Raw genomic sequence first — 19,636 nt, forward strand, 5'->3', positions numbered from 1 at the left:
CAGGGGAGGTTAATTTTTCAGGTGCTAGAGTAATGTGATAAGCTCCTCGCGTTAAATTAACCTTCGGAATATATTACACTTAAATGGCTGAAAAAAAGAAAACATCGACCAGTAAACCCTCGACTAAGCGCGCTACAAAGACATCTAAATCATCGGCGCGAAAAAGTGCGACTAAAAAAACTTCAAGCACCGCAAAACGGCCACTTTTTAAAACGTTGTTTTCTATTTTTTGGAAACTGAGTCTGGCGACGTTTATCGCCATTGCACTTTATTTTATTTACCTTGATGCAAAAATAACTCGCCAGTTTGAAGGTAATAAATGGCAACTTCCGGCACAAGTGTATGCTCGCTCAATGACGTTTTTTCCAGGCCAGTTTTTATCAGAGCAAGAAGTATTATGGGAGCTTAAGCGCTTAAACTACACGGCGGTTAATCGCTTAAGCCGTACTGGGCAGTATATTAAAACAGCCAATAGTATTAAGATTTTTCGTCGTGACTTTGAATTTTATGATGGTTTAGAGAGCGCTCATGTTATTGAGTTGCGTTTCTCTGGCGAGAAGGTAGCCAGTATTAAAGATAAGTTTGGCCGTCGCTTAAACACTGCCAGATTAGAGCCTGTACAAATAGCCCGTATTGGTAATGACTCAAAACAAGATAGAGAGTTTGTACCATTAGATAAATTTCCTGACATGCTTAAAAATACCTTATTAGTAGTTGAAGACCGCGATTTTTATGATCATCACGGTGTATCGGTATTTTCAATTTTACGCGCTTTGTATACCAATATTCGCGCAGGGCGCACCGTGCAAGGGGGGAGCACATTAACCCAGCAGCTGGCTAAAAATATTTACCTTACCCGTGAGCGTTCGTTAGTGCGTAAAATTAATGAAGCCTTTATTGCGCTTATTCTTGATTACCGTTACTCAAAAGATCAGATTCTCGAAGCCTATTTAAACGAAGTGTACTTAGGTCAGTCATACAACCAAGGGGTACATGGAATGGGGCTGGCCGCCGAGTTTTACTTTGCCAAACCTGTTGATGAACTCGAGTACGACCAAATTGCCTTGCTGGTGGCTATGGTTAAAGGCCCATCTTATTACAATCCTAGACGTTACAAAGAACGTGCGATGGAGCGTCGTGACCTAGTGCTGCGTTTAATGGTCGATAACAAACTTATTTCTACTAAAGAGTATAGAGCCTCGTTAAAGCGCGCAATTGATATTGCACCAATGAAAGCCAGCTTGCAAAAGTCTTATCCAGGTTACTTAGAGTTGGTTAATCGCGAGCTTAAACAGCTACTACCCGATCAAGACGTATTGGATGCGGGTGTGCGTGTATTTACCTACTTTGATTTACAAAAACAAACCGCGATGGAAGAGTCGATTCAGGCCAGTTTACCTTATTTAGAAAGACGTCCAAATACCAAAGAGTTAGAAGCGGCGATGATCTCCGTTAATGTTGAAAAAGCCGGTGTATCAGCGTTAGTCGCTGGACGTGATGTACGCTACTCAGGATTTAACCGCGTGCTCGATACCAAACGAAATATTGGCTCATTAGTTAAACCTGCAGTATATTTAAGTGCACTGCAGCTTCCTCATTATAACTTAGCGACGTTACTTGATGACTCGCCTGTTCAAGTCACCAACGAGGAGGGTAACGTATGGCAGCCAGAAAACTTTGATCATCAATACCGTGGTGCCATGCCTCTTTATAAAGCATTTAGCCACAGTATTAATATACCGGCAGTTAACTTAGGGCTTGATGTAGGCGTCGATAAAGTGGCTAACACGCTCAGAGGGTTAGGAGCTAAAGGTTATATTAATGAATACCCATCGTTGTTATTAGGGGCTATTGAAATGTCGAGCTTTGAAGTGGCACAGCTTTATACTACGATTGCAGCAGACGGTGAATACAGAGAGCTGACGTCTATTTCTGCGTTAACCGACTCTGTTGGTAAAGTACTTTATAAGCACAAAGTAATTAACGAGCAACGCTTTGATAAAGATGCTATGTACATGACCAAATATGCTATGAAGCGAGTAACTAAAGATGGCACCGCTAAGCGCTTAAACTTACATTTTCCGTCAATCCAGTTGGCAGGTAAAACAGGCACCAGTAATGAATTACGCGACAGCTGGTTTGCTGGATTTGATCAAAATACAGTAACGGTTGCATGGATAGGCCGTGACGATAATAAAAGCACCGGCTTAACCGGCAGTGTTGGCGCGCTTGAAACCTATATTCGTTATTTAAAACCGCTAAACCCGCAAGCAATTGCCGATACCCGTCCGCCTTCAATTAGGTGGGCATTTGTAAACGAGCAAACTGGGAAGCAAGCACCACCGGGCTGTGGCAAAGTGATTCAACTGCCACTTAGAGCCAGTGAGTTTAAAGCAAGACCAGAATGTATTCGTTAAATAGTAAAAACAAAAAAAGCCCGAAAGGGCTTTTTTTATGGATTTCTTTAATAAAGGACTAGTGAAATGTTTTTATTTATTTTTATAGTATAAATATTGTTCACCCGTTGTTAGTTTAAAGGAATGGGTATTTGTTTGTTTTTTTGTTAAATTTGTTGGTTTTTTTGTTTGCATTTTTGTTTCATAAGCATATTATAAATATGCCTTTAAGGCATATAATTATAATTTCAAACAGGGATAAATAATGAAATCAATATTTAGGAAAAGTATAACGGCAATTGCCGTATCAGCATCCTTAGGCCTAGCATTACCTGCTGTTGCATCTGATGTAATAGGAACTGTAAATAATATTAATGATAATAGTTCTTACACTGTAAAAGTTAAAAACCCAGCAACTGGTTTAGAGCGAACTCTAAGTATTTCTAGTGAAGGTACCTTTCGCTTTGCCTCTCTGCCTACAGGTAGTTACGAGATACAAATATTAAAAGGCGATGCTGTAGTCGCTGAAGACCGCGTTAGAGTCTCTTTAGGTGCCAATTCAAAAGCTAACTTTGACCTAAACAGTTTCGATTCTTCTGGCCCAGAGGTAATTCAAGTTGTTGGTGCTCGTATTTCATCAATAGATCTTTCAACAGCTGATTCGGGCCTAGTTATTACAGATGCTGAAATTGACAGAATGCCAATTAATCGTGATTTAACATCAGTTGCATTATTAGCACCTGGGGCTGTAAAAGGCGATAGCGCATTTGGAAATACAGCGTCATTTGGTGGTTCTTCTGTTGCTGAAAATGCATGTTATATTAACGGGTTAGAAGTTACTAATACTCGCCAAGGTTTAGGGTGTGGTGAAGTTCCATTTGAATTTTATGATCAATTTCAAGTTAAAACAGGTGGTTATTCAGCCAAGTTTGGTCGAGCTACTGGTGGTACTATTAATACAACTACAAAAGGTGGTACTAACGAGTGGGAATTTTCTGCTGTAGTTCAGTACCAACCTGATTCTTTGCAAGAAGAGGGCAGCATTTCTCGTGGCAATAATGGAGCAGGTCAAATTTTCAGAGATGAAAGCTATGACTCTGATAACAAGACTGACGTTACACTTGCCGTTGGTGGCCCACTTATTGAAGACACACTTTTTTTCTATGGTTTAATAAACCCTCGTGATACTGAGTCGTCTTATACTTGGGGTGGAGATGAATTTTCACCGAACGATCAGTACCGAGAAGAATCTGCATCTGGCGGAGATAATTTATTCTGGGGTGGTAAACTCGATTGGGATATTAATGAAAACCATCGCTTAAGCTATTTTGCTTATTCAAATCGTCGTGATATTGAACGTTCTGTTTATGATTACAACAACGGTGTTATAGGCGACCGCAAAGATGGTGCATTACTTAAGCGTGGTGGCGAAGCGCAAAGCTTGAGTTACACAGGTGTACTAACTGAAGATTTAGTTGTCACAGCAATGGCTGGTACAATTGAGACTGAGTATGAAACGCAATCAGAAAACTTAATTTGCCCAAGTATTACAGATTCTCGTGGTACTTCTAATCCAATCACTGGTTGTGGTGCTGGTGGTAGTTTTGGTGCAAATAATGATGAAAATACTCAGTACCGCCTTGATATTGAGTATGTTTGGCAAGACCATCAGATTAGCTTTGGTATTGATTATCAAGAGCGTGAATCTGAGCGTGTGAGTCGTCCTATCGGTGGCCACAGTTATGATTACCGTACACTAGCGGCTAACGGCAGTTTTCAAGCTGATAATGGCGCATTAACAAACAATACTGGTAATGTATTGCAATACGTTGAAGATCGAGTGTTTGATGGTGGCGGTAGCTTTAAGTCAGAGCTTACGGCTTATTACATAGAAGATAATTGGCAAGTAACAGATGATTTTGCGGTAACTGTTGGCTTACGTATAGATGAGTTTGATAGTTGGGGCACAACAGATAAGCTACTTACAAGCTTCAAAACGGATGTTGCTCCTCGTTTAGGTTTCACGTGGGATCCAACGAGCACTGGCGACACTAAAGTATATGGTACTTATGGACGTTATTACTTACCTGTTGCAAATAACACTATTTTTCGTGCTGCTTCTGGGGTAAGTGATATTACTACTGCTTACACGTATACGGGTGTTGATGCAACGACAGGAGCACCTACAGGTTTGGCTCCTTTGGCGGATACTCTTGGCTCAGGCGGTTTAGCAAACTCACAACAAGTAAGTGGTGTTCCGGTTATCCCAGAAAAAGATATTTTCCAAGCGCAAGAAGCCGAACCATTTTCAAAAGATGAATATATTTTAGGTGTACAGCAAGCACTAAATGATGAGTACACTGTTGGTATTAAAGGTGTTTATCGTGAAGTTGCTACTGCATTAGATGATTACTGTGGTCGTTATGCTTACCCATATTGTGTGATGATTAATCCTGGTTCATCTTCTAGCTGGTATAGTGATGGTTACTATTGGAATGGTACTGATTGGGGTGATTCAAGCTTTGATAACGACGGTGTTCCAGATGAAGGTTCACTAACGACTTACTCTGCCGACACTATTGGTTTACCTAAGGCTAATAATGAATATACCGCCGTAGAGTTTAACTTAAATTATCAGGCTGATACGATTCGTTACCAGTTTGGTTATACATGGGCACGAAGTGTTGGTAACTTTGAAGGTGCTGTTAAATCCGATATTGGCCAAGCTGATGCGGGTATTACACAAGACTTCGACTTCCCAGCTGTAATGGATGGCTCTCAGGGTTATCAACCTAATGATCGTCGTCATACATTTAAATTCTTTGGTAGTTGGGAGCCAGTTGAAAACTTGACTGTAGGTTGGAATGCAACATTACAAAGTGGTCGTCCTAAAAGTTTATTCGGCCAAGGTTACCCGTCAAAAGATCCAAATCTAAATGGTGGTTGGGGTGATACTTTCTACATTTACACAAATGAGTGTCCTGATACCAATGGTAATGGTGAATGTGAGCAAGAAGAAAAAATCTATGAGAAGCATGACCGTGGTACAAATGGTCGTACACCATGGACATTTAACTTAGATTTATCTGCTGCATATGACTTTACTGTTTCAGATATTGATATGAGAGCATCAATCAATGTGTTCAACATATTAAATAGTCAGTCAGAAGCGTCTGTAAATGAGCATTACGAGCAAAATGAAGGCGAAGTTAATGCTTACCATGACGCTGCTTACTCTTGGCAGACTCCACGTTATGTTCGTATAGGGTTTGAAGCTCGATTCTAATCAACAGAATAACGATTCAATAGCGTTAAAAAACAAAAAAAGCCCGAAAGGGCTTTTTTTATGGGTAAGCGTTTTTAAAAACTAAACGTTATAGCTTAGCAAAAGCGCGCTCTGCCGCTTCAATCGTTGCTTGAACTTCTTGCTCTGTGTGCGCAGCACACACAAAACCAGCTTCAAACGCTGAAGGCGCTAAATAAACCCCTTCTTCAAGCATTAAGTGGAAGAACTTTTTAAAGCGCTCTAAATCACATTCAGTGGCTTGTTTGTAAGTAGTTACTTTTTCTGCATCGGTGAAGAAAAAGCCATACATACCGCCAGCGTAGTTAGTCGTTAAGGCAATACCTGCTTTTTTAGCTGCGGCTTCAAAGCCTTCACAAATCGCTTTACTAATGGCTTCTAACTTATCATGCACGCCAGGAGCGCTTAGTAGTTCGAGTGATTTTAAGCCTGCTGCCATCGCAATAGGGTTACCTGAAAGTGTACCCGCTTGATATACAGGGCCTACAGGAGCTATGTAATCCATGATTTCTGTTTTACCACCAAACGCGCCTACTGGCATGCCACCACCAATTACTTTACCTAAACAGGTTAAGTCTGGTTTGATGTTGTAATACGCTTGAGCGCCACCAAGGGCGACACGAAAACCTGTCATTACTTCATCAAAAATAAGCACGGATTGGTATTGATCACATACTTCACGCAGTCCTTCTAAAAAGCCGGGTACTGGTGGAATACAGTTCATGTTACCGGCAACTGGTTCGACAATAATACACGCGATTTCATCGGCGTACTTGGCAAAAATCGCTTTCACTTCTTCAATATTGTTAAACGAAACGGTGAGTGTGTGCTTAGCTAAATCTTCAGGAATACCTGGAGAGTTAGGTACACCCATAGTTAATGCGCCAGAGCCGGCTTTTACTAGTAATGAGTCTGCATGGCCGTGGTAACACCCTTCAAATTTTAAAATTTTGTCACGACCAGTAAAACCACGGGCTAAACGAATTGCACTCATTGTTGCTTCAGTACCAGAGCTCACCATGCGTACTTTTTCGATAGATGGGACTAGCTCTTTTACTTTTTCAGCCATTAAAATTTCAGCTTCAGTAGGCGCTCCGTAGCTTAAACCATTTTCTACCGCGTCATGTACTGCTTGTTTAATTTCAGGGTGATTGTGGCCCATAATCATTGGACCCCAAGAGCCTACATAATCGATGTAACGGTTGCCATCAGCATCAAATGTAAACGCGCCCTGTGCTTTAGTAATAAACAGCGGAGTACCACCTACACCATTAAATGCACGCACTGGCGAATTTACTCCACCAGGAATAGAGTCTTGAGCTCGTTTAAATAAGTCTTGGCTAATTGTCATGAAAAATCCTATTGTTTTATCACTTTAAAATTAAAAGCTTAGCTGTCGCGTTTGCGGCTAAACCAAGGAACGCTTACTTCATACTGCTCGACTTTGTTTTCTACGCCGAGGGTTAAAGCAAACAGTGCCATACGAATGAGGACGCCATTTTGTACTTGGCGGAATATCGCTAGATTGTCGTTAGCATTTAAGTCGTTATCAAGTTCGTTTGCCTCTAGGCGACTATCGCGAGGAAGCGGGTGCATTAATACTGAATTAGGTTTGCAATGAGTATTATAAATAGACTGGCTAATTCTAAATCCACCACGATACTTATTAGCTTCTTCTTGTGATGGAAAACGCTCTTCTTGGATTCGTGTTTGATAAACGATATCGGCTGCTAAGTTACCTTCCATTTTATCTACCAGTTCAATTTTATGACCGGCATTTTCAACCGCAGATAAAATTGAGTCAGGCATTTGCAAGCCATTAGGGGCAACCATCGAAAACTTAATGTCTTTGTAATGACACAGTAACTTAGAGAGTGAGTGAACAGTACGGCCATATTTTAAATCGCCGACTAGCGCAATATGCATACCATCGATATTTTGATCGAAGCGGTTAAGTTCACGCTCAATAGTTAATAAATCAAGCAGTGCTTGGGTAGGGTGCTCATTGGGTCCATCACCACCGTTTATTACTGGTACGCTGCAACCTGTTGCAAATTCAGCTACCGAGCCTGAGTCAGGATGGCGCATAGCAACAGCATCAGCATACGCTGAAATAACTCGTGCGGTATCATAAAGTGATTCGCCCTTAGCAAGCGCAGAGCTTTGCATGCCGGTGGTTTCACGAACTAGTCCACCGAGTAAGTTAAACGCAGTGCCAAAACTAACACGAGTACGTGTACTGGGTTCAAAAAACAGATTTGCTAAAATAGCGCCTTCAAGCACGTTGGTCCGCTTTTGTTTTTTAGCGTATGGCTCCATTTTTTTTGCCACAGCAAATATGCGTTCAATACAGTCTCTGTCGAGTTGATTAACAGAGAGTATATTTTCACCTTGGAAACTGAACATGGGGTTATTCCTAGTTATTCAAAAAGGCGCGATAATCCACAAAGGAGCACGCAATCGCGCGTATTATACAAACTTAGTATGCGACTTGGCAGCGTAATTTATAAGCCTTTGCTAAAAGCTTGGCTTAATAATCGCCAAAGCGACAATAACGAGTAGCGCTAAAACAGGTAGCTCGTTGAAAATGCGATAAAACCGATCGCTTTTAGTATTTCTATCGTGTTTAAAATCAGCTAACAATTTGAAACAGTAGCCATGATAAATATATAAAATAATCACCAGCACGAGTTTGTAATGCAGCCACATGCTGTAACGAAACCATTCTCGGCCGTATTCAACAATAGTCAATACGCCAAATACTGCGGTAAGCACCGCAAAGGGTGTAACAAAATAAAGTAGCCGACGCTCCATTACTTTTAGCATTGAGTTACACGATTTTTCTTCACTCATAGCGTGATAAACAAAAAGTCGAGGTAGGTAAAAAATACCGGCAAACCAAGCAATCATAAAAAATACGTGCAAGGTTTTGTAGATTAATAATGCGCTCATATTGTTCTCATTATTGTTAAAGTAGACTGTTACGTATGGTTAAAATATGGTGGATTTGATCCCACCTTAGTAATCCCATAATTTGTTGATTATCTAATAAGTTATATACATAAAGTGCACCACTGCGTTTATCATTCAAAATTTCAAATGCATCTGCAAGGGTGGCTTGGCTGCTAATACCTTGTAAGCTAATGTATTTTATATTGACCGCCTGATCAGACATTAAACTTAAGTCATATTCAGCTAGGCGATAACCATTTTCTTCATCAAATACAATTAATGGTGTTTGGCTGTCCATGGCATCTAAACTGTTTTTTATTTGCTCTTTATCGTCGGAGTAGAGCAGTTTAAAGTCTTCATCCATGTCATCCATCACTCCTACTTTCTGTAAGGCTTCAGTGGCGGGAGAGACATGATAGGGAAGCCCTTGAAAGTCTAATTGCTGTAAAAATATGGAGCGGTTACCAAATACCTGTAAAGCTGTAACGTAGGCGGTAGTAATGACGATCATCGCAGGCACAATAATTTCCGGTGACGAGGTCAGCTCCATCACAGTGGTCAGTGCCGCTAAGGGGGAGTGTAGTGTGGCCGCTAATAATCCTGCCATGCCCAGCACCCCGTAAGTGCCGGCTATATCGGTGCCGGGGCTAATAAATTGAGCAAAAAATGCCATTAAAGTACCGGTTAAAACGCCCAGCCCAATAACCGGACCTATCAACCCACCAGGAATACCTAAGCCAATAGCAAATAAGGTGGCTAATAACTTAGCAATTAAAATAGTGGTGAGTAGTTGAATATTTTCAGGTGACTCAACCGCAATAGTGATAGCGCTCATACCCGAGCCCATTGCTTGTGGAACTGCATAGGCAATTAAGCTGGCAATACACCCTGCAATCATTAAACGTGGAAACATACTAAGTGGTTTAAAGGTTTTAATAATTAACATTAAATTCTGATTAAAAGCATAAGCCACCGCGCCTAATCCCATACCGCATAAAATTAAATAGGGGTAATGCCACCCACTTAAGGGGGCAATGGTTATTAGCGCAAGTTCTGAGCCTTCACCAAATACAAACTGTGTTGCTAATGCGCCGGTAACGGCTGCGAGCATAATCGGCACAAAAATATGCACTTTGTATTCTCTGAGCACCACTTCCATTACAAAAATAACCGCAGCCAGGGGGGTGTTGAACGATGCAGCAATGCCCGCGGCAACACCACAACCACTGAGGGTACGCATAGCGTTGTGGGGTAAGTGTAGTTTATTTGCTAATATGCTTGCCCCCGCTGCTCCCATATGCACTGAGGGGCCTTCGCGGCCAACAGAAAAACCGCTGATCAGTGCCAGCGCGCCGCCTACAAACTGGTTAACCGTATTATAAAGTGGCATTTGCCCGTAATGACGTTTTATTCTGTGTATTACAAAAGGGATACCCAAGCGGTAATGTTTAAAGCCGGTAAAAGCCGCAAATGTGGCTATCAGAAGTGCAGCAACTAAAGGCATTAATACCCGTTCTAGGGTAGGGAGAGTAGTAAAGTCGTCAGGGGTTTCTAAAAATAAGCTTTGAAAAAATAAAATGGTTAGGCGAAACAGTATAATGAAAAATGCAGCAATTAATCCGGCACTTACGCCCAATAAGCATAACTGTACGGATGTTTTTGGTTTTGCTAATCGACGTCTCAGTCGCTCAAGCCACATGCTTTATTTCCCCGTAGCATTTTTAGGCGTCAAGTTTATCAAAATAGTCTAGGGAAGTCCTTGAGATTTTTAACAACCGATTAATTTAAATTAAATTTATAGTATATTGATTCACAGAACAGATTAAACGCGCATTGTTTTAATTAAAGCTTATAAACGCGAGCTTACTATACTTGATTAAAACACTCAGGTATTAGATAATCTGGTGCATTAGTATAAAGGTATTGAGGGTTATAAAATGTCTGAAGAATTACCCATTAAGTTTAGCGACGCAGCCGCTGTGCGTGTTAAACAGTTAATCGACGAAGAAGAAAACCCAGATCTAAAACTGCGTGTTTATGTCACAGGCGGTGGTTGTTCAGGTTTTCAATACGGTTTTACTTTTGATGAAAAAGCGAATCCTGGCGATTTAGAGATTGTTAAAAACGGGGTTACCTTAGTCATTGACCCAATGAGTATCCAGTATTTAGTTGACGGTGAAGTAGACTACACCGAAGGGTTAGAAGGGGCACGCTTTTTTGTCTCTAACCCTAATGCCACAACAACGTGTGGCTGTGGCGCTAGTTTTAGCGTGTAAAGATACCGTTATTTGAAAAAAAACCGCTTAATTAGCGGTTTTTTTATGTGTTTAAAATCATAACTCAGTTGGTCTGTATTCTGTTATTTGCATTATTAACACAAAAAAACCAAGTACGAAAGCAGAGAAAGCTAAAATATAGATAAAGCCTTTTTTACCCTGTTTGATTGGAATTGCATAATGGCGTAAAAAAAAGTACCAGCCCAAGCATAAAATAATAGGCAGTAAAAAAAGTAGTCTAAACATGATTTAGCCTTTTTAAACAAATAATAAGTTAATAATAAACGGCTTATATTTAAATGAAACAAAAAAGTTATAAAATATTTAACCTTATTCAGAGTTAGTAAATATTTGTTGTTAAACTTTAATCGCATAATTACTAATTAATCATTCAGATCAACGATGAATGGTATATAATGTATCCAAGAGTGAAACGGGCAAGGTTTCATTTTTCACAATAATAAAGTGTTAATACATATTTGAGCGTTTTTATTGGTTGAATTGTAAGCGTTTACACTGCGCTTTAGTGAGTGGTTGTAGGTTTACAGTGTTGGCGATTTTAAGCGCTTAGCAATATGTATATTTAAACAACGAGTAGGAGTTGTATATGATGGGTAAAACCGTATCTTCGGAAGAAAATGCAAAATTAACAAAGTGGCTTAAAACTAAACGCCATGAAAAAGGCTACACCATGCGTAGCTTAGCGCAAATCTTGGGTACGCCACATTCTTTTATTGGCAAAATTGAAAATCAGGAACGTCGTTTAGATGTAATTGAGTTTGTTCGCTACTGCAATGCATTAGAAGTCGACCCGTATGAAGCATTAAGCTTAATTAAAGCTGACTAACGCTTTCTTTTTGGCTGTAATCGTAAAGTTAAATTAGCGTCTACAGCCAATACTAGTGCAGGGATGCATTAGGTATTTTTATGATAATTTTGCTCTAGTGAATATAGTTTGTGCCTAATTAGAAATAAAAACACTAATGAGGGTAAAACCATAAGCGCAGTTAATACAAAGAACAATGACCAATTCCCCATTAGCCAATCATCAATAACCACGCCACTGTAACTCGATAATAACGTACGCCCTAAATTACCCAATGATGCCAATAGCGCATAATGGGTGGCGCTAAATGCTCTGTCACACAGCATAGATATAAAAGCAACCATTGCCACTAAAGACCAAGCTTGGGTAAAGCCATCAACTACAATTGCCATTGCATATAAGTGCTCTTGTGGACCAGCTAAGGCAATCCAAGAAAACATTAAGTTAGATGCTGCCATGGCTACGCCACTAATAAATAAGCCTTTTACAATGCCATATTTATGGTTAAAAATACTGCCCAAAAAGGCAAATACAATGGTGATTAACCCCGTGCCGAGTTTTGAGTAATTTGCTATTTGCGTATTACTGAAGCCAACTTCTTTATAAAATACAATCGACATCCGCGCTAAAAATGCTTCACCAATCTTAAATAAGAAAATAAACGCCAGCAGCGCCAACGCGGTTTTAACGCCATTTTTAGCAAAAAAGGTTTTAAACGGATCAACCACGGTAACGCCTAGCCATGCGAGCGTTTTTGTCAGTGGTGTTTGTTTAGTTGCGGCGAGTTTTTCAAGATAAACACGTTCTAGTTCGGCATGTACGGCTTCGCGATTTGATTGTGGCTCTTTAGCCCAAAATACACAGCTAATTAATAACAGCATAATCGCGGATAAAAAATAATACACCTGTGGCCAGTCAATATTTGGCATATCAGCCATGTAAAAAGGCACAGCTCCTAATAAAGCATAGCCAGTCCACCAACCTGAGGTGGCCATTGCAGCAGCCGCGGTGGCTTTGTGAGATTCATTTTCACCAAGGGTGTCTATTCGAAAGGCGTCAATTGCAATATCTTGCGTGGCAGAGGCTATGGCGATTAACAAGCAAAGTGCGGCGGCAACCGCTAGGTTTGCTTTCAAATCAAGTCCTGCAAGTAGCAATGTGCCAAGCAAAATAAAGCTTTGGCAAAACAGTATCCAACTACGGCGCTGACCAAGCCAATTATATAAAAAGGGCAGTTTAGTGCGGTCTATTAAAGGTGACCATAAAAAGTTGATGCTGTAGGCACCAAACACAATGCCAAATAGGCCAATCATGCTGCGGCTCAAACCTTCATCTTTAAGCCATGCCGACATTACTGAGCCAATTAATACCCACGGAAAGCCACTGCTCATTCCAAATATAAAAACATTAATCAAACGTTTATCTTTAAAATAAGAAAAGTATTCGCTAACAGAAAGTGTGCTATTCATAGAGGCTCATTGGCTTATACAAAGAGCAGCTAAGGCTGCTCTTATTAAAAAAGTTATAAAGGAACTTGCTCAAGCACCTTAATATTTAATATAACGACCGGTTTTTCGGGTACAAAGTTGTAGCCAATTTTGTCATTAAATCCGGTTTTTACAGCCATGATTTTATCGAGTGTTTCATAGCCTTCCATCACACTGCCAAACACTGCAAATCCCCAATCACGGCCAGGGTTTAAATGATCGTTATCATCCATATTAAAAAAGAACTGACGCGTTCCTGAGTGTGGTTCACGGTCTTGATAAGCCATCGCAATGCTATACATATCGTTTGTTAAGCCGTTACCGCTTTCATTAAAAATAGGGTCGTTTTCATGTAGGCCATCGTAATCTTTATCATAACCACCGCCTTGAATTACAAAGTCACGATCATTTTCTACGTCGCGTTCTACACGATGAAACACACTGCCTTGATAGCTTTTATCCGACACGTACGTTAAAAAATTATTGACCGTAATAGGAGCTCTTGAGCGGTCTAATTCAACCACAATGCTGCCCAACGATGTCACAATTTCTACCCGAGGAAAAATGTTATCTTTTTGCACAAAACGACCCTCTTGAGCCGCTAAGCTACTAACGCTAAATAATAAGCTTACGCAGATTAAAAAAAGTTGCTTCATTGTTAACCTTCTAAAAATGCAATTAATTCTGGGTCAGATACAATGCGGGTAATTAACTGCTCAGTCAACTTATTGAGCTGACCTTCAACTTTTGCCCTATCGTGACCAAGCGGACCAGATAAATTAGCATTACCGCTGTAGCGTTTACTAAAATTACTGGTCGGGCGAATCACCCGCACTTCAAACTCAATCTTGGCTTCACTGGTATGGCTCATTAGCGTTTCTGTAACTACCGCTTGCAGCGTGTGAATATCTAACTCAAAACGCAATTGCGCTAAATTAGAAATGCTGGCGCCATTGCGACTCAGCGCACTGTCTAGCGCACTTTTAACCGATTCAGTAATACCCGTACTGGCAATGGTTTTGGTTTTGCTCGATTCAATCAGCTTTAAGGTTGCACTGTCACCACGTAAATCAATCACGCTGGTGTTTAAGCTGCTGTTTATTGAGCTTATTTGACCACTTTTATACACAGGGTTAAGAATAAGCTGATTAGGCTGATTGGCACATCCCGAAAAAACCACTAATGTACAACAGCTCAATAATGCTTTTAAGAGTTTCATTTATAACGTCCCACTATTTTTAGTTGCGCTAAGTACCACAAACTTTTTATTAGAGCCTAATAAAGTACAGTTACCAAACATACGTTTTAGTTTGTCGTGGTAATCTAGATGGCGGTTACCAATAATACGCAGCTCGCCACCTTCTTTTAATGTGTCTTTTGCTTGCTTGAACATTTGCCATGCTATGTGGTCGGTAACCGCTTGTGCTTGGTGAAATGGCGGATTACACAATACAATATCAGCGCTTTCACGTTCAAAGTCAGTTAAACAATCATTCTCTATAAAGGTACATTGTTCAAACTTGTCTTCCATGTTGAGCTCAATGTTGAGTCGAGCTGATTCAACCGCCATATACGACTCATCAACAAAGCTAATATGGGCATTAGGACAGCGCGCTAATGTCATTAAACCAACTACGCCATTGCCACAGCCTAAATCAATAATATTTTTGGCTTTATTTGTTTGTGGCAAATAATTAAAAAAGAAACGCGCGCCAATATCAAGTGAATCACGTGAAAACACATTGGCATGATTACTTATTGTAAAATCAGTGCCTTCGAGCGGCCAGCTCACTGGGAAATCTGCACCTTTATAACCGCCAGCGGCCTGGCTAATAATTAAACGTGATTTTTTTACTGCGAGGCTTGTTTTCGTCTCACCAATAAAATCTTCAAATGCTTTAATCGTAGAGTTATGCACGTCTTTAGTTTTTGCAGCACCAATAACCGGTGTACCGGGCGCCAGTACTTCGCTTAATTCAGATAGCTGATACTGTAAAAAAGCCAACGTGCGTGGTACTTTTACCAACACTAGGTCTACTTGTTCGGGCAAAGCCGATAAACTATCAAGCTGGCTAAACGCAGTTGTTGCGATTTTGTTTTGCGCTAAGTTATAAGCCGCCGCCTGATGGCTAATATAAGAGTCGTTTACTGAACAAACTGTTAATTGTTGCTTGCTAAAGTAACAGCTAAGTGCACCAAAGCTGTCGTTTAAGATCAGTAAAGAGCGACAATCAGGGTAGTGTTCATTAACATAGTCAATGAGGTATTCGTCTGCTGAATCCCACGCTTGTAAGCTGCGGTTTTTTTGATCCAAAGGAAAGCGTTCAAGAGTAAAGGTGTTATCGCCGAGCGTAGCTTGCGTAGTCATAATAGTTTAATGATCGGTAATCAAATGATAGGTAAATTCTAACATGCAACCGCCAAACGCCAACCCCCAACTGTTACCAAATGGCTTTTCTTATCAAAGTAGGGTGCTTAGTGCGCAAAAAAGCCTCGATTTATTTTATTATTTGCAGCAAAACTTAAATTGGCAACAACCAAATATCACGGTGTTTGGCAAAACGGGGCCAATACCAAGGCTGCAATGTTTTATCAGCGAAGAGAATCTTGAGTACGGCTATTCTGGGCATAAACTCGATTTAGAGCCTTGGCCAGACGTATTACTTGCTATGCGAACACGATTAGAAAATCACTTACAGCAACCGTTTAATTCAATTTTGGTTAATTATTATCGTGATGGCCACGATAGTATGGGCTGGCATAGCGATGATGAGGCGCAGCTAGGGCCTGAGCCTACCATAGCCTGTGTATCGCTTGGCGCAGAGCGATTATTTAAACTTAAACACAAAGTAAGTAACAGCATTACTAACATTAAATTACAAAGTGGTAGCTGTTTAATAATGAGCGGCCAAAGCCAACAAAATTACCAACATGCATTGCCCAAACAAACAACGCTTAAACACCCTCGAATAAGTTTAACGTTTCGCTATATTAATAATAGTTTCAGTTAAATAGCATTAGCCATGGTATAGCCGCAGTTGTTATAGTAAGGACATAACTGAATTTTGAGGATGGTTTTTATGTCAATGCAAGAACAAATACGTAACAAGCTAGCCGATGCGATTGCGTGCAAGCATTTAAATGTGATCAACGAAAGCCATATGCACAGTGCAGGCACTGAATCACACTTTAAAGTGATTGTAGTCAGTGAGGAATTTGCTGGTAAGCGATTATTGCAGCGTCATCGTGAAATTAACGAAATTTTAAAAGATGAGTTAGCAAATCATATTCATGCGCTTGCGATGCACACTTACACCCCTGAAGAATTTACCGAGCACGACGGCGAAGCGCCGCAGTCACCTAATTGCATGGGCGGCTCAAAAATTGGATAACAGGTAATAGTGGATTGGTTTGAGCAGTGAGTAACTGATCAGATCAGTTTTTTTTGTTTTAGCCTTTAAACTAGCGCTAATTTTTATTGTAAAAGATATAGGATGATCAATGGTCATTAAGCCTAAAATTCGCGGATTTATCTGCACCAATGCACACCCAGTAGGCTGTGCAGAGCATGTACAAGAACAAATTAATTATGTTAAGCAGCAAGGGGCATTAAAAAATGCACCTAAAAATGTATTAGTTATTGGTGCGTCTACAGGTTATGGCCTAGCGTCTCGCATTACCGCTGCATTTGGTGGTGGCGCTAAAACATTAGGTGTTTTCTTTGAAAAAGAAGGCACTGAGCGTAAAACAGGCTCTGCGGGTTGGTATAATACGGCGGCGTTTCAAGCAGCCGCTGAAGCTGAAGGTTTATGGTCAAAAAATATTAATGGTGATGCGTTTTCTAACGAAATTAAACAAAAAACAATCGACACCATTAAAGCTGAATTAGGTAAAGTTGACTGTATTATTTACAGCTTAGCATCACCACGTCGTACTGATCCAAATACCGGCGAAGTGTTTTCTTCAACGCTTAAGCCAATTGGTAATGCGGTAACCACTAAAAACTTAAATACGTCAAAGCGTGAAATTGATGAAGTAACTGTTGAAGCGGCAAACCAAGACGATATCGACAACACCATTAAAGTAATGGGTGGCGAAGATTGGGAAATGTGGATTGACGCACTTAAAGAAGCGGATGTACTCGCAGATAACTTTAAAACCACGGCTTACACTTATATTGGTAAAGAACTAACGTGGCCAATTTACGGTCATGCAACAATTGGTAAAGCCAAAGAAGATTTAGACCGTGCCACTGCTGCTATTAAAGCTGCTACCCAAGATTTAAATGGTGAAGCCTACGTTTCATCGCTTAATGCGGTTGTTACTCAAGCAAGCTCTGCAATTCCAATTATGCCACTTTATATTTCTGCCTTATTTAAAGTGATGAAGGCTGATGGCACTTACGAGGGCACCATTGAGCAAATTCATGCGCTATTTAGTGAGAACTTATACGGTGATTCACCTCGCTTTGACGAGGGCGGGCATTTATTCCAAAACTATAAAGAACTGGAAGATGACGTTCAATCTCGCGTTCAAGCCATTTGGGATAGTGTAGATACAGACTCAATTGATGAGTTAACCGATTATATTGGTTACCATAATGAATTTTTACGCTTGTTTGGTTTTGGTATTGACGCGGTTGATTATGAACAAGATGTAAATCCTGTTGCACCTATTGCCAATATGATTGACTAACTTGTCGCTGATAGCGCATTTTTGAAAAAGTCGCCTTGTGCGGCTTTTTTGTTTTTTAGCTTTGATTTGAAAAAATATTTGCTAATTGTTGGCTAATTTACCACTTTGGTCTAGCTTGTATTTTATTAATTGTTAATTACAAAACTAAATAAACGTTTCTCTCGTATAATTTTCATAAATACACTCGCATAGTCAGCCACAATAATGTTAAAATCAAAGCAATATGTGAGGAGTTTTACTGCGCTGCTTGTTTGGTATTTATAGCGAGTCATTTTATATAGCTTGCAATAATACAAATAGCGGCGTGGTTAGTACGATTTTTCAGTTTCTTTCCGTTAATGTAGTGCAAGTGCGTATGATCAATATAAAAAAAGGTCTGGATTTACCCTTAGAGGGCGCACCTCAGCAAGTTATTCATGATGGTTCTGCCGTCAAACGTGTAGCTGTGCTAGGTGAAGAGTTTATCGGTATGCGTCCAACCATGCATGTTCGTGTGGATGACCAAGTCAAAAAAGGCCAGGTACTTTTTGAAGATAAAAAGAACCCAGGCGTATTATTTACTGCACCAGCTTCTGGTACAGTAAAAGAAATTAATCGCGGTGCTAAACGTGTTCTGCAATCTGTTGTTATTGAAGTAAACGGCAGTGAGCAAATCACCTTTGGTTCTTTCTCGGAAACTGAGCTTAACAGCTTAGACCGTGAAAAAGCTAAAGAAGTACTAGTTCAATCGGGTCAATGGATAGCGCTTCGTGCTCGTCCATTTAGTAAAGTAGCGGCATTGGATGCAAATCCGAGCTCTATTTTTGTGACAGCTATCGATACCAATCCACTTGCTGCAGATCCTGCAGTAATTATTGCTGAAAATGCGAAAGCGTTTGAAGCAGGTTTGGCTGTTGTGTCACGTTTAACCGATGGCAAAGTATTTGTTTGTAAGCAAGCAGGTAGTCAAGTTCCTAGTTCACCTATTGCTCAAGTAGAAGTACATGAGTTTGGTGGCGTGCATCCGGCTGGCCTTGTTGGCACTCATATCCATCACCTTGACCCAGTATCTGCTAGTAAGCAAGTTTGGCACATTGGTTACCAAGACGTTATTGCGTATGGTCACCTTTTCCTTACTGGTGAAATTTACACAGACCGTGTGATTTCGCTTGCAGGTCCGCGTGTTAAAAATCCTCGTTTAGTGAAAACACAATTAGGTGCTTCATTAGATGACTTAGTTGCAGGTGAATTAGAAGACGGTGATAACCGTGTTATTTCTGGTTCTGTACTTGCAGGTGCTACGTCGTCTGGCGTTCATGCATTTTTAGGTCGTTACCATGTTCAAGTATCTGTATTACTTGAAGGTCGCGAAAAAGAATTTTTTGGCTGGATTGCACCAGGTAGTGATAAATTCTCTGTAACGCGTACATTCTTGTCTCACCTTACACCGAGTCGTTTATTTAAAATGACAACGTCTACGGGCGGTTCAAAACGTGCCATGGTTCCACTTGGAAGCTATGAGCGTGTTATGCCACTTGATATTTTGCCAACGCTTTTATTACGTGACTTATTGTCTCGTGATTTAGACAGTGCAATTTCATTAGGTGCGCTTGAATTAGATGAAGAAGATTTAGCGTTATGCACCTTCGTTTGTCCTGGCAAATACGAGTACGGCGCAGCCCTACGCGATTGCTTAACTACGATCGAGAAGGAAGGCTAAA

At 40.4% G+C, this 19,636-nt stretch carries 17 protein-coding genes; 8 read left to right on the forward strand and 9 right to left on the reverse strand.

Going from position 1 to position 19,636, the window contains the following annotated elements; translation table 11 throughout:
- Positions 1-83: 83 nt before the first annotated feature.
- Both mrcB and ABZP26_RS04425 read left to right on the forward strand, forming a co-directional pair.
- Positions 84-2,417, forward strand: a complete 2,334-nt coding sequence (mrcB, locus tag ABZP26_RS04420) for a penicillin-binding protein 1B (protein ID WP_036956782.1) — start codon at positions 84-86, stop codon at positions 2,415-2,417.
- Positions 2,418-2,661: 244 nt separating this feature from the next.
- The gene (locus ABZP26_RS04425; RefSeq protein WP_036956783.1) at positions 2,662-5,682 is read left to right on the forward strand and encodes a TonB-dependent receptor; all 3,021 of its coding nucleotides are present in this window, start codon (positions 2,662-2,664) and stop codon (positions 5,680-5,682) included.
- Between the two features lie 88 nt (positions 5,683-5,770).
- On the opposite strand, the gene hemL is transcribed toward ABZP26_RS04425, so the two are convergent.
- The 4 genes from hemL to ABZP26_RS04445 form a co-directional block, all read right to left on the reverse strand.
- Positions 5,771-7,051 (reverse strand): glutamate-1-semialdehyde 2,1-aminomutase, encoded by a 1,281-nt coding sequence (hemL, locus tag ABZP26_RS04430; protein ID WP_024601882.1) that lies wholly within the window; start codon positions 7,049-7,051, stop codon positions 5,771-5,773.
- Between the two features lie 38 nt (positions 7,052-7,089).
- Complete coding sequence (locus ABZP26_RS04435; protein ID WP_013464336.1) at positions 7,090-8,106, reverse strand: aspartate carbamoyltransferase; 1,017 nt, start codon at positions 8,104-8,106, stop codon at positions 7,090-7,092.
- 111 nt (positions 8,107-8,217) lie between these two features.
- Positions 8,218-8,652 carry a CopD family protein gene (locus ABZP26_RS04440; RefSeq protein WP_010391077.1) on the reverse strand — a complete coding sequence of 145 codons (435 nt, stop codon included), beginning with the start codon at positions 8,650-8,652 and terminating at the stop codon, positions 8,218-8,220.
- 16 nt (positions 8,653-8,668) lie between these two features.
- Positions 8,669-10,351 (reverse strand): chloride channel protein, encoded by a 1,683-nt coding sequence (locus tag ABZP26_RS04445; protein WP_013464337.1) that lies wholly within the window; start codon positions 10,349-10,351, stop codon positions 8,669-8,671.
- Between the two features lie 238 nt (positions 10,352-10,589).
- On the opposite strand from ABZP26_RS04445, the gene erpA reads away from it, so the two are divergent.
- Complete coding sequence (erpA, locus tag ABZP26_RS04450) at positions 10,590-10,928, forward strand: iron-sulfur cluster insertion protein ErpA (RefSeq protein WP_002958911.1); 339 nt, start codon at positions 10,590-10,592, stop codon at positions 10,926-10,928.
- A 57-nt stretch (positions 10,929-10,985) separates the two neighbouring features.
- Here erpA and ABZP26_RS04455 read toward each other — a convergent pair whose 3' ends face one another.
- Positions 10,986-11,174, reverse strand: coding sequence for a hypothetical protein (locus ABZP26_RS04455; RefSeq protein WP_013464338.1), 189 nt, complete (start codon positions 11,172-11,174; stop codon positions 10,986-10,988).
- Positions 11,175-11,535: 361 nt separating this feature from the next.
- Between ABZP26_RS04455 and ABZP26_RS04460 the strand changes: the two genes are divergently transcribed.
- On the forward strand, positions 11,536-11,775 hold the full coding sequence (locus ABZP26_RS04460; RefSeq protein ID WP_008111877.1) for a helix-turn-helix domain-containing protein: 240 nt from the start codon (positions 11,536-11,538) through the stop codon (positions 11,773-11,775).
- A 68-nt stretch (positions 11,776-11,843) separates the two neighbouring features.
- Here ABZP26_RS04460 and ABZP26_RS04465 read toward each other — a convergent pair whose 3' ends face one another.
- From ABZP26_RS04465 to ABZP26_RS04480, 4 genes are read right to left on the reverse strand one after another with little or no spacing between them, the layout of a single operon-like run.
- Entirely contained in the window at positions 11,844-13,223 is a 1,380-nt protein-coding gene (locus ABZP26_RS04465; RefSeq protein ID WP_036956784.1) for an MFS transporter, read from the reverse strand.
- Positions 13,224-13,276: 53 nt separating this feature from the next.
- Positions 13,277-13,897 (reverse strand): peptidylprolyl isomerase, encoded by a 621-nt coding sequence (locus ABZP26_RS04470; protein WP_013464341.1) that lies wholly within the window; start codon positions 13,895-13,897, stop codon positions 13,277-13,279.
- A gap of 2 nt (positions 13,898-13,899) precedes the next feature.
- Positions 13,900-14,460, reverse strand: a complete 561-nt coding sequence (locus tag ABZP26_RS04475) for a YajG family lipoprotein (RefSeq protein ID WP_013464342.1) — start codon at positions 14,458-14,460, stop codon at positions 13,900-13,902.
- Entirely contained in the window at positions 14,461-15,609 is a 1,149-nt protein-coding gene (locus ABZP26_RS04480) for a methyltransferase (protein WP_036956785.1), read from the reverse strand.
- A gap of 43 nt (positions 15,610-15,652) precedes the next feature.
- Between ABZP26_RS04480 and ABZP26_RS04485 the strand changes: the two genes are divergently transcribed.
- From ABZP26_RS04485 to ABZP26_RS04500, 4 genes are all read left to right on the forward strand, one after another.
- Positions 15,653-16,252 (forward strand): alpha-ketoglutarate-dependent dioxygenase AlkB, encoded by a 600-nt coding sequence (locus ABZP26_RS04485; RefSeq protein ID WP_013464344.1) that lies wholly within the window; start codon positions 15,653-15,655, stop codon positions 16,250-16,252.
- A gap of 69 nt (positions 16,253-16,321) precedes the next feature.
- On the forward strand, positions 16,322-16,633 hold the full coding sequence (locus ABZP26_RS04490; RefSeq protein WP_013464345.1) for a BolA family transcriptional regulator: 312 nt from the start codon (positions 16,322-16,324) through the stop codon (positions 16,631-16,633).
- Positions 16,634-16,742: 109 nt separating this feature from the next.
- On the forward strand, positions 16,743-17,936 hold the full coding sequence (gene fabV, locus ABZP26_RS04495) for an enoyl-ACP reductase FabV (protein WP_036956786.1): 1,194 nt from the start codon (positions 16,743-16,745) through the stop codon (positions 17,934-17,936).
- Positions 17,937-18,291: 355 nt separating this feature from the next.
- The gene (locus tag ABZP26_RS04500) at positions 18,292-19,635 is read left to right on the forward strand and encodes a Na(+)-translocating NADH-quinone reductase subunit A (protein ID WP_036956787.1); all 1,344 of its coding nucleotides are present in this window, start codon (positions 18,292-18,294) and stop codon (positions 19,633-19,635) included.
- Position 19,636 lies beyond the last annotated feature (1 nt).

Source organism: Pseudoalteromonas sp. SD03 (genome assembly GCF_040937955.1).
Classification (GTDB): Bacteria; Pseudomonadota; Gammaproteobacteria; order Enterobacterales; family Alteromonadaceae; genus Pseudoalteromonas; species Pseudoalteromonas tetraodonis.